General features: G+C 47.1%; 1 protein-coding gene. It reads right to left on the bottom strand.

The genetic code is table 11. From position 1 onward, the window contains the following. Window positions 1-117: 117 nt before the first annotated feature. Window positions 118-765: formate--tetrahydrofolate ligase (locus QZL69_RS10695; protein ID WP_291519376.1), on the bottom strand; the 648-nt coding region annotated here is incomplete at its 5' end.

Raw genomic sequence — 765 nt, 5'->3', positions numbered from 1 at the left:
GGGGGAGCTTCGGCCTTCGCAACTTCGAGATGCTCCCCTTCAGGGTTTTCATATTTTACAAAATATCATTTTCCTTGCTTTATAAAGCAAAACCAAACCTTTTACAATCCGCTTTTATTAGAAAAGTCCAGTGATCTTGCCAGTCTCATCAACATCAATACGTTCTGCAGCAGGTACTTTCGGAAGACCTGGCATTGTCATGATCTCGCCGGTCAGGGCTACGATGAAGCCTGCTCCTGCGGAGATCTTGAGGTTACGTACGGTTACTTCGAAATCTGTCGGAGCACCGAGTTTGGTCTGGTCATCGGTCAGGCTGTACTGTGTCTTAGCCACACAGATCGGGCAGTTGCCGAAGCCGAGTGCTTCAAGCTGTTTTGCCTGTTTCTGTGCGTTTGCTGTGAGAACCACTTTCTTGCCGCCGTATACTTTCTGTACGATCTGGTTCAGTTTATCCTCGATGGAGCCTTCCAGTTCGTATGCATAAGTAAAGTCGTTTGGTTCTTCTACGAGGCGAAGAACTTCTTCTGCAAGTTTGATTCCGCCTTCTCCGCCTTTTGCCCATACTTCAGAAAGAGCTACGTTTACGCCGAGTTCTTTGCACTTAGCTTCTACGAAGTCAAGCTCTGCCTTGGTGTCGGTCGGGAATGCGTTGATGGCAACTACGCAAGGAAGTTTGTATACGTTCTTGATGTTGCTTACATGTTTCAGAAGGTTCGGGATACCTTTTTCAAGAGCTTCCAGGTTTTCGTTGTTGAGGTCAGCTTT

It is taken from the genome of Blautia sp. CAG:237 (assembly GCF_000436615.1).
Taxonomy (GTDB): Bacteria; Bacillota; Clostridia; order Lachnospirales; family Lachnospiraceae; genus Blautia_A; species Blautia_A intestinihominis.
This window is presented reverse-complemented; position numbering and strand designations above follow the sequence as displayed.